This window comes from Mesorhizobium sp. M7D.F.Ca.US.004.03.1.1 (assembly GCF_003998635.1).
Taxonomy (GTDB): Bacteria; Pseudomonadota; Alphaproteobacteria; order Rhizobiales; family Rhizobiaceae; genus Mesorhizobium; species Mesorhizobium loti.
In genome coordinates this window covers 1-10,892 of record NZ_RZQG01000106.1, presented here as the reverse complement: position 1 = coordinate 10,892, position 10,892 = coordinate 1, and the positions used below count along the sequence as shown (strand labels likewise).

At 58.8% G+C, this 10,892-nt stretch carries 8 protein-coding genes and 1 tRNA gene; 1 reads left to right on the top strand and 8 read right to left on the bottom strand.

Features of this window, described 5'->3' with window-relative positions; all coding sequences use genetic code 11:
• Together EN935_RS09295 and EN935_RS09290 are read right to left on the bottom strand one after the other, a co-directional pair.
• Positions 1-900: sugar ABC transporter ATP-binding protein (locus tag EN935_RS09295; protein ID WP_164771056.1), on the bottom strand; the 900-nt coding region annotated here is incomplete at its 3' end.
• Between the two features lie 115 nt (positions 901-1,015).
• The gene (locus tag EN935_RS09290) at positions 1,016-1,978 is read right to left on the bottom strand and encodes a sugar-binding protein (protein WP_127262363.1); all 963 of its coding nucleotides are present in this window, start codon (positions 1,976-1,978) and stop codon (positions 1,016-1,018) included.
• Between the two features lie 581 nt (positions 1,979-2,559).
• Here EN935_RS09290 and EN935_RS09280 point away from each other — a divergent pair.
• The gene (locus tag EN935_RS09280; RefSeq protein ID WP_206532341.1) at positions 2,560-3,666 is read left to right on the top strand and encodes a LacI family DNA-binding transcriptional regulator; all 1,107 of its coding nucleotides are present in this window, start codon (positions 2,560-2,562) and stop codon (positions 3,664-3,666) included.
• A gap of 300 nt (positions 3,667-3,966) precedes the next feature.
• On the opposite strand, the gene EN935_RS09275 is transcribed toward EN935_RS09280, so the two are convergent.
• The 6 genes from EN935_RS09275 to EN935_RS09250 all read right to left on the bottom strand — a co-directional run.
• Positions 3,967-6,291: an ATP-binding protein gene (locus EN935_RS09275; RefSeq protein ID WP_127262364.1), complete on the bottom strand. Its 2,325-nt coding sequence runs from the start codon at positions 6,289-6,291 to the stop codon at positions 3,967-3,969.
• A 2-nt stretch (positions 6,292-6,293) separates the two neighbouring features.
• Complete coding sequence (locus EN935_RS09270; protein ID WP_127262365.1) at positions 6,294-7,742, bottom strand: metallophosphoesterase; 1,449 nt, start codon at positions 7,740-7,742, stop codon at positions 6,294-6,296.
• Between the two features lie 371 nt (positions 7,743-8,113).
• Positions 8,114-9,253 (bottom strand): hypothetical protein, encoded by a 1,140-nt coding sequence (locus EN935_RS09265; protein ID WP_127262366.1) that lies wholly within the window; start codon positions 9,251-9,253, stop codon positions 8,114-8,116.
• 153 nt (positions 9,254-9,406) lie between these two features.
• Entirely contained in the window at positions 9,407-9,808 is a 402-nt protein-coding gene (locus tag EN935_RS09260) for a hypothetical protein (protein ID WP_127262367.1), read from the bottom strand.
• 533 nt (positions 9,809-10,341) lie between these two features.
• Positions 10,342-10,418, bottom strand: a tRNA-Arg gene (locus EN935_RS09255).
• A 132-nt stretch (positions 10,419-10,550) separates the two neighbouring features.
• Positions 10,551-10,892, bottom strand: a 342-nt coding sequence (locus EN935_RS09250; protein ID WP_127373282.1) for a DUF1003 domain-containing protein, incomplete at its 5' end; no start/stop codon positions are given.

Sequence of the window (10,892 nt, the reverse complement as noted above, 5' to 3'; positions counted from 1 at the left end):
GCCGAGGATTTCGCCGCGCCTGACATCGAGATCGACCGGCCGGCCGGGATAGGCCGGCGTGCGGATGGCCTTGGCCGCAAGGGCGACAGCGCCGGGCGGACGCGCCGCCTCGGAGGCTTTTTCGCGCTCCTTCAGCATGCGGCCGATCATCAGCTTGACCATCTGGTCGTGGCCGATGTCGCGCTTTTGCAAAGTGCCGGCCAGCATGCCGTCGCGCAGCACGACGACGCGGTCGGCGACGCGCTCGACCTCGTGCAGGCGGTGCGAAATGAAGATGACGCTGATGCCGTCGGCCTTCAGCGCCTTGATGACGTCGAGCAATTTGTCGGTCTCGGCGAGCGGCAGGCTCGATGTCGGCTCGTCGAGGATGACCAGCCGTGCCTCGATCGACAGCGCCTTGGCGATCTCGACCATCTGCTGCTGGGCGAGCGACAGGGTCGCGACCTGCGTGTCGGCGGAGAAATTGGCACCGACGCGCTTCAGCAGCGGCGCCACCATGGTGCGCAGCTTTGCGCGGTCGACGAGCTTGAGCGGCCCGGCGCGCAACGGCTCCCGGCCAAAGAAGATGTTGGCGGCGACATCGAGATTGTCGAACAGGTTGAGTTCCTGGTGGACGAAGGCGATGCCCGACCCCAGGCTGCCTTCGACGGAGAGCCTGTCATGCGCGGTGCCGTCGACGGTGATCGTGCCGCTGTCCGGCGTGGTGACGCCGCCGAGGATCTTCATCAAGGTCGATTTGCCGGCGCCGTTTTCGCCGACGAGGCCGATGACCTCGCCCGGCCTGACCTCCATGGAGAAGCCGTCGAGCGCGACGACGCCCGGATAGGTCTTCCGCACGTTCTCAAGGCTGAGGAACGGGGCGGTCACGGATGCAGCAATGGATGTGTCGGAATAATTCATCATGCCTGACAGCGATTGGCGGGCCGATCTTTTGGCAGACTGACGATCCTCGCGGTGTTCGTCAATGCGAGCAGCCGGCCCAAGCGACGTTGAGCCGGCTGAACTGCATTATGTCTTAGTTTCCGGACATCGCCTTCAGATTGGCGGCATAGGCGTCGACGTCATCCTTGCCGATGATCTTGGTCGGGATGATGATGAGGTTGCCTGCCGGGATGCCCGACTTGTCGCCCTTGAGATAGGCAGCCATCAGCTTCATGCCCTGATAGGCCCATTCGAAGGGCTGCTGCACGACGGTGGCGGCAACGGTGCCTTCCTTGACGCCGCCCAACGTGATCGGATCGTCATCGAAACCGACGACGGTGATCGAGCCGAGCTTGCCGGCATCGCGCAGCGCTTCATAGATGCGCGGCGTGTTGTAGGAGTAGAAGCCGACCATGCAGGTGACGTCGGGGCTGGCGACCAGCGCGTCCTCGACGTTCTTCTTGGCGCGCGCCTGGTCGATGTCGTCGCCGCGCACGTCGATCAGCTCGATCTTGGTGCCGGCCAGGCCATCCTTCATGCCCTGGATGCGCTCCTTGGCATTGTCGGCGCCGAGCAGGCCGACGAAGCCGAGGCACTTGCCGCCATTGGGCATCGCCTTCTTGGCGATTTCGGCCGCCTGCTTGCCGGCATCGACATTGGACGAGCCGATATAGGCGACGCGCTTGGTCTGCGGGGCGTCGCTATCGGTGGTGAACAGCGCCGTTTCCGAGGCGATCTTGTTGAGGCCATCGGTGGAGGTCTTCGGATCGACGGCCGAGACCATGATGCCCTTGACGCCGGCGGTCACCAAATCGTCCATCAGCCGCTGCTGGATGGCGACCGAGGACTGCTCGGGATATTTGAGCTCGAGCGTGTAGTCCGGCAGCTCGCCCTGCGCCTTCTTGACGCCGGCTTCGGCGGCCTTCCAGAAATCGGAAGCGCCGTTGACGACGAAGGCCAGCGTCGGCTTGTCGTCGGCGCGCGCGATTGCCGTGGCCGACAGGCCAAGCAGCAGCGCGGTCGCGGCTACGGATGCATTTCGTATCAAGGATTTCATGTTCAACCTCCCGTTTGGCTCAGTCGTTGGACCGGCCGATCTTGCACTGACCTGATTTTGCCGTTTGCAGCTTGGACGCCCTCCTCCTCAAAGGGGTTCCCGGCACCGAAAGAATGGCGTCGTTCCAGCCACGACAGCGACCTTAGAGACTCATCCTTCATTCGTAAATAGTCCGATTTGTCAGACATATCACATATTCGACACAAGGCTCGCGGAGGTAAGATCCGCTCGCCATCGGGCTATTTCTCGTACACTCCCGCCGCTCCGGACCAACCGGGCCGGACGCGACGGATTGACGGTACAGCGCATTTTTGTATTAGTAAACAGTATTAGTTTCGAGGTGCATTCTGAAGACATGACCGTGGTTTCGCGGCCTATTCGCCGACGAGCCGCCCTCGACTGCGCCAAGGCGAGAGCCTTGCGGCATTTGCGTTTCAACCTGTGCGGAGGCGTATGGCGGATGGACCTTGGGTCACTAATAGTTATAAATGCCCTTTGACGATTTCCATCAATCGACGGCGTCACGCCATCTTGCCGGCATGGCCGGCTGCCGCTAGGACAGACTGGGATTTGGGGGTGCCATGAGCGAGACGACGGATCCGGCCAGCGACACGGCGAGGCGACGCAAGGCGCCGGCCAAGGGCGCCAAGGGCCGCGTCACCATGATCGACATTGCCAGGGCGGCCGGCTGCTCGCAGGCGACCGTTTCCTTCGTGCTCAACAATTCGCCAGGCATCAAGCTGTCGCAGCAGACCCGCGACCGGGTGATCGAAGCCGCGCGGACCCTTGGCTACACCGCGCCCGCTTTCGAGGCCCTTCACCCGCCGATCCCCGCCTTCGAAGGCCTGGACGGGGTGATCGGCTTTGCCGTCGACCAGCTCGCCACCAGCCCGGAAGCCGTGGTCGCCATCGAGGGCGCGCGGCAGGCCTCGTGGAATGCCGGCAATGTGCTTCTGGTGGCGCAGACGCTGGGCGATTCCGTCATGGAGCCGCGCGCCATTTCGGCACTCACCAAGCGGGGCATTTCGGCGCTGATCTACATGACCATCTTCACCCGCGAGATATCAGCGCCCGACTATCTCTACGGCCTCGACATCCCCGTGATCCTGCTCAACTGCTACACGGCGGACTATGCCTTCCCTGCCGTGGTGCCGAGCGAGATCGCCGGCGGCCAGAGCTCGACCCGCCACCTGATCAGCCACGGCCACCGCCGCATCGCCACCATCACCGGCGAGCCGTGGATGCAGGCCGCCCAGGACCGGCTGAAAGGCTACCGCCGCGCGCTCGCCACCGCCGACATCCCGTTCGATCCCGACCTGGTGGTCGAGGGCGACTGGTCGGCCAGCGCCGGCTACGCCGCGACCGTCAAGCTGCTGGCACTGAAGGACAGGCCCACCGCCATCTTCTGCCAGAACGACCGCACCGCGATCGGCTGCTACGAAGCGCTGAAGGAAGCCGGCCTGCACATCCCTGGGGATATTTCCGTCGTCGGCTACGACGACGAGGAAATCGCCCGGCATTTGTTCCCGCCGCTGACCACCTCGATCCTGCCGCACATGGCGATGGGCCAATGGGCGATCGAGCAGCTGGAGGCACCGGCGGCGCCTGGACGGGGGCGGTATCCGATCACGAAGCTGGAGTGCCCGCTGGTGGAACGGGAGAGTGTGCGGGTGATGGCGGGGGGCTGACGGCGTGCGGGCTCGGCTGGCCTACAAGGGGCTACCGTAACCAGTTGGCCGCTTCTCAAAACAGCGTGATCATTCCTCAAGTCACGTTGTCATGGCGAGGTAGCCATCTTGGAGCCACTCGTCCGCAATGGGCCTAATTCGGGCACGAGCGCACCTGCTGATGTGTTTTTCGGTACCCGTTTTGACGCGGGCACCGGCGCAGAAAGTTACCCCTCAATCCTCAAAATGCATTGACTAAGACAACGCCTCAGAAAGAGTATGTTGGCGTGATGTTTCGGCGCTTACTCACAACATAATGGTTTACATCGACTTGGCGGCACCTGTTCTGATAAGGTCTGCCTTTATCTCAAAGCGCTTCTTCTCACCGGGTTTTGGGATGAAACTAGCTTGTATCGATGGTGGCACTGGAATGTAAATGCGGTCTCTCAGCATGATCGTGCACGTTCGGTGGGAACCGCCCCCGGCGCTCTCACTGACAAAGTCCATTGTCTGCATATCGTAGTAAACGCCAAACTCGCCTGAGTGGTGGATGAAGATGAACAGCGCTTTCTGTCCGCCCCAAACAACCGAGGTGGAGTGCGGCTGCGTGAAGAAATCACCGAATTCGGTGAAAGTCCTTGGAGCAAGCGCGATAAAGCACCTGTAACCGCGCAGGTCCGGTTCAGAGGGATCAATGGTTATCAGCTTTGCGGGCGAGCCAATTTCGGTACGCAGTATCGAGGGCTCGGCGATCCATTGGGTATGAGGGTTAGCCGGGTCTTGAACGGCTCTCTCGTTTTCGATGAGATCCGGCACGACATCACGAACCGGCGACGCACCTTCCACGATCTGAACGCTTGTTTGCGCCGCGAACTTCGATTTGTCGATCAGCGTCTCAAGTGTAATCCTTCCTTCGTGGTAGTCCTTCATGATCGAAGGCAGTTCATCGAGTTCGTCGCTATCGTACTCGAATGTTTCCCTCTTTCTGCGCATCGCTTCGATAAAGGCTTCCGCTCCCTGGCGAGTGCTGCTTGGAACAATTTGCGAGATGTGTGGGAATATAACGTTCCGCGCGAAGTCCTTTGCCAAGCTTCGAAACGCGTCAAGATGTGTCTCGTACACCTGAAGGAGCGTGATCACCGCCGTGGCCGTGGAGTTGAGAATAACCAGCGTCTTCCCGCTCCTTTTACTTTGGTCCACCACCACAGCCACGCCATGGGAAATCTCTCCAAACGCCACCTCGACGTCGATGAAAAAATCCTCGGAGATGATTGATACTAGACGGTATGAAACCGCCCATTTTGAACTGGTTAGGTCAATGCCTTCTTGCAGATTAACGACGGTTGGCCTGTCCGGGATAGCTTCGATCACTGGATGTCGTCCGAGGTATCCCTCCTGACAATGCCGCCGAGGATTGTTTCGCGACAAGATTAGCAGGAATGAGTCCTCGGAGGAGAACGTTTTGATGACGGTTGGATCGCTGCCACCATATAAACGAACAGTGCGCTGGCTGGATAAAACGACTGCATCCTTCAAGGATACATCCTCTTGTCCCGAAACCTCTATGGCTAAATTGCCCGCGAGGTCGTAGCGCCCATTTGAGCAGATCCATTGCATGAATGGGGTGCTCTGATTGCACTGCTCGGTGTTTGACAGGCGCTCGGAAGCGAAATTGTCAATTTCCGTCATCATCGACTGTAGCAGTTGCACGCCGTCCGACGTGAGTGCTTCGCGACCCGCCGTGGGCTGCAGGACTTGCATGTCAATCACGCCGCCGAAGGCGTAGATAGAGTTTATTGGAGCCATCGCAAGGCCGAACCCGCTTCGGGCGGTGTGGATGGCCCCGTCACCGCTACGCAGCGCCAAATGGCCCTTCAATGGTTGACCGTTCCAAAACAGATCGGTCAGGACTAAGCGCATGATGGCGTTACCCGAGATTGCGATATCACCTGTCGCTTGGAGGTTGGGGCCCACGCGAACCGCTTCCAGCCGCTCGTAATAGTTCGTCGGAATGGCAGGCACGGCCTGTTCCAGCGGGACCTGACTGATGAGTTCTTCGTTGACGAAGATCGGAACATCAACGAGCCTGACGAACTCCCGCAGGTACCGTTTTGCTTCCACCAAATTTATGGATCCCGGCGACATAAGCTCAGCCGTGATGACCGTACCGGGTTGCCCGATAACCTCGAGGCGCTGCATCGTCACGCAGTCCTCCCGCAGCGATAAAGTTTCCCGCTTTGCACTCGACAGGGTTCGCTCCGAGGCACGGGCACTTTCGGTCTCGACGATGACGATTTTCGCGATCCCGAAATTCGCCATCGCTCCGATACCAAAGGTTCCAACAACGCCGGCGGCGCGAGCTTCCGGATTATTCTTGCTGCTGCTACCGGCGGTCCAAAAGTGGCGCCTCAACTCGTCACGCGACATACCGATACCGTTGTCGGCGATCTTTATCCTATCATGCTCGATGCTGACGTCGATTCGGGGGTGGAAATTCCTATCGATCTGCATTCTTTCCCGTATGGCGTCGAAAGCGTTTTGCACGTTCTCCCGGAGCAATGCGAATGGTGATTGATAGATTTGCTTGGCAAGGAGCTCGATGATCCGTGAGGTCTCGACGTCAAACGGAATGAGTGTTTCGTCCATAATCACCGCCCTCTCCCCATCAAAAGCATCTCTCGGCGGACCTTGAAGGTGTCCTTATGTTCCTCCCGCAGTTGGCCGCTAGCGATAACGGCGTCTAGGCATTCGAGGTCTTTCAACTGATAAGCGGCCTCGGCGGCGGCCAGCGCCTCGTCCGAGTAATTTGTTGGCCAGAAGTTGGCCCGTATCGCCTGCCAATCACCGGCTGCTTGAAGGGCAGATAGCAAAACCCTGCGTGGGTAGGTTCCTGGCGAAGGCTTGAGAGCCAAGAGTTCCGTTGTTGCCGGAGTGGCTAGTCGTCGCCTAACTGACTCCTCTACCGCGATGGTCAGGTGATTTAGTCGTCTTTGATCAGGTTTCGCTGGCTGGCCGGCGCCGTTAAGGTTCGGGGACCACGTCAGCGGAACCTCGCCATCGACAAACCGCCCTCTTTTCATCGCCGAGAATTGGTTGCCTTCCGCCATCTCGCGAATGTGCAGGGTCGCGCTCGTAAGGTCGGCGTCAAACCGGACCATATTGTACTGTCGGTTCGTCCCTCGTGGCAGATCAGTCCACCCCGCGCACAGGGAACCAGCGCTAACCACGCACATCGTGGATCCGCCACCAATACTAACGGACAGATCAGTACTCTCGGCCAGATGCTGATGGCCGTGAAACCCGATTTGAAAACCAAGCCCAGCCATTTCCGTGATGGTCTCGATATTCAGGTAGTCGTCCCTACTAGGAGGACCGTGAATACTGTGATGCCAAACCGCCGCAAGCAACGAGGCGTTCAACCCTAGCTTTCGAAGCTCCAAGCTGCAACGAGAGACAACGCCAGTAGCGAGCTCCGCTTCGAATCGCAGGTGGTCATTCCGGTGAGTGGACTCGAACGCCGCCACTACCATGGCATTGTTGAAAAGTCGAAACAGGTGAAAGCCGCGAGTCCGGTCAATCGGAGCAGGCAGATCGACTCCGGAATAGAATTTCTCTAATGCGTCCCAGTAAGCTCCGAGTCGGCGCTTGTATGCTTCTTGATCGCTTACCCGGTAGAGACGCTGCTCTTCCCACGACCATCTCAACTGCCCGTCGCGCGCTATCAGCGCTGGCTTCAATGGCTTGGGATATCTGTCATTGGTGACGGGTTCAACGGACGAAACGGAAGTGTTCCAGCAAATGTCGTGATTACCAGGCACGATTACTACGACTGAACGATCACCATTTAGAAGAGCGTCGCAAAGGCGCCCGATTAAATCGAAAGCGTCGGCGTACTGCTGCCTCATCTCGTGATCGAAGTTCGCTTCTCCCAAGCGAACACCTTGGATGAGGTCCCCGCTCACGATCAAGGCTTGGGGTCGCTCGTGATTGAGCGCGAAACGATCAATATCGTTGAGGAGAGAAGCCAACAATGTGTCATTGTCTAGCGGATCAGCTTTGGAGCGGTGAAGGTCGGACAAATGAAGCAGCGTCGGCATGAAGCAAATCCAAACGGCTTGATGGAAAGGATGACAAATTCAGTAAAGGACCATGTTTCGTCGGTTCTGGCTGCTTTACGAAAAAATTCTGTAGCCGAAATCCACAACTTATGAGGAGTTTCTAGCTGAGACTTCGACCCGCCTTTTTGGTCTGGCCTGGTGGGCCAACAACACGGATTTTGTGATTGAGGGACTAAAGGTGCGGACGTCATAGGGACTCTTGTTTGAGCACCGCATTGTGGCTACTTTCGGCGTCTGGACCGTATGACAAGAATGGCCGAATGGGGAACGCGTTGCGGTCGACCTGCGACGGCCATCTGAATGCCGCTTTCCCAACTCCCCCGCCCTGCATCAGTTACACGATCTCCACATCATGGGTTCATCACGCCTATGTCGCGCAGATGGTCGAGGACCTCGTCGGTGAGTCCATCCGCGAAATAGAAGCGCTCGCCTGGCACGTTGCCGAAGAACTTGTCAAACCGGCGCACCGTTTCAGTCGCCGCCGCTGCCGTGCCTCCGGTAATGACGGTTATCCGCGGCTTGTCGCGCAACGCCAGTTGCACCCGCTTGAGCAGGTACTTGAACTCGAAGTCGGCGCTGGGCATCGAGTAGCCGAAGAAGATCCAGTGGGTAGCGTCGCGCATGTGCCTCTCGGCCGTGCGCCAGCTGGCCGCATGCATCGGAAAGTCCAAGGCCTTGCGGTAACTGAAGGTCGCGAAGCGGGTGCCCAGGGCGTGATTGCCGCAATGCGGGCAGGCGGGACCGCGCACAGGGTTCGATTGCCGTAGACGCGTGCGATTCGCCACCGCTCTCCAATCCTGTTCGCGGAATAGGATCTGTGCAGCCTTGCTAACGCTACTGGGCGGCATCCAAAAAACGTCGCGACACGCATCGCAGTAGAGCCAATTCACCGAACCATGTGGCTTGGTGAGCATCACCCTCGTGCGACTGTTCGGCCGCCGAGTGCGCAGTTGCCCGTTAGTCTGGAAGTCCACGCCGGTCGCATCGCAGCCATAATCGATCCTGTCCAACCCTTGGGTTCGGGCAAGTCCTGCCTCGATTACCGTGTCCCAGTTCATGCTGAGGACGGCAGTCTGGCTCTCATCGAACTCTCGGAAGAACCTTTCGAGCTGTCGCCAATCAGCGTTCGGCGATCGCTGGGCCCTCGTGTAGTGCTGCGAGAGCATCAGGATCATGCGCACTAACATGGCGCGGCGCACCAGGCGTAGTTCGGAAGCCGAATAGTTGCCGAGGTGGTGACCGGTGTTGGCGGACAGATCCACCAGCGTGAACACGTCCTCGAGTTCCGGCCAATCCTCGGCCAAGGCGCTTTGTCCCTCGGCGAACGTTGCGTTGACAAAATCCTCGACGAACCGCACCAAGGCGTTGCTTGGCCCGGTCAAATTCAGCCTCGTCGTGTTGAGCAAGGCCGAGGTGAAAGCGCTAGCCAAGGGCAGCCCAGCGTTACGCGAGAAGCCGGCACCGACGACTAGCAGGTTCTCATGTTCCATCTTGGCCACCTCCGGCATCATCCCTCTTGATGCTGCTCGGCACCGTGACTTCGAACCTGACCGCTCACTAGGTCATCGCGCACGCTCGACACCTGCGCTCAACCGGGATCGTCGATATGCAGCACCATTTCTGCATCGACATTAGCTGGTACGTCATGAGCAATAGTCATCGATCGAGTCGCCAAGGCCTTCGCCCGTTAATTCGCAGAAGTGCTTCAGAGCGCCCTTGAGACTGAAGAAGGTGAATTCACTTCGGTGATGGAAAAGGCCGTCATGGATTGAAATGTGGGCCACTGCCCAATTCTTTATAGCTTCGCCGGCAAAATGAGTGAGTACGATCAGGTCATCGTCCTTGAGATTCCGGTCGACGACGAGGCTCGTGGAGAGCTGGTTGCGCGCGAAGACACTGCTGAAAGAGAGGCGCGATTCATAAAGAAGAAGGGCGTCGTCGGTGAATTCCTCCGGGCACGCCGGGAATTCGGTTGGAACCTTCCAGCGGACTTGGACCGCGAGTGGGGTCAGAGATGGGTAGAGTGTTTCTGACTGGTTGAGCATTCTTCAATCCTCGCGGCGTGAGCGCCTCAACGGACAGCCCTTGCCCAGAAACAACACTTGGTAAAGACTTTGACCGCTAAGGTCAGGTCGCCGCTGCACTAAATGCATATATTTCTAGCGACTGCTATACCTGATCTAGTTTTGCGTGCCCGCCACGCTCGGACTATGCGATTTGACGGTCGACGCTTGCACCGTCAACAACATGTTTCGCTTGCGGACGAGGATGCTCTGCTGAACGCAACCACTTTATAAATCTCGCTAGACTGGCCAAGGCTTGCCGGGTGGCAAGTTCCCTAACGTGGGCAGGTTGAAACTGGCCGTTGTCTAAAAGCATCGTCACGGCCATAAACGTAGCTATTGCCGCAATCGGTAGTTTGGTTTGACGGGAAACGGGCGCCTGACTGGATAGCGTCTGGCCTATAGCTAATCCGAATATCCTGCCGACTGCTTCCGTGGTGCTTCCGCGACGTCTTTCCCGACCTCTTCCCATCAAGAAATGGTCTTGCTAACTACATGTTTTTGCAGTACAAAAGTGGCGCACCCGACAGGATTCGAACCTGTGACCTCTGCCTTCGGAGGGCAGCGCTCTATCCAGCTGAGCTACGGGTGCTTCCCGGTAATCCGGAAAACGAACCAGCCGGTGAACCGGCAAGTCACGGCTTCTTAGCGGAACCAGGCGCGGGCTTCAACGGGCAATTGGAGGAATGGCGCAGCGACCTGGCTCGGGCGTCCAGGCTGCGGCCTATGAGGTTGCCGCCTCACTTTTCACTGTGCGCCTTCTCCGCACCGCCCGCTTCGGCTTCTTCGCACCCGCCAGTTCGTGCATGGCGTCCAGCTGCATCTGCTGCATTTCGGCCAGCCGCGTCCATTGGCGCGAGATGAGGTAGTCGAGCTTTTCGTGCAGATGGCGCACTTCCAGCTCGGCCTTGAGGTTGACGCGGTAGTCGTTGAAGGAGCGCAGGCGGTCCTTGGACTCCTGCCGCCGCTGGCTCATCATGATGATCGGCGCCTGGATGGCGGCGATGCAGGAGAGCAGCAGGTTGAGGAGGATGAAGGGGTAGGGATCGAAGGCGCTGCTCATGCC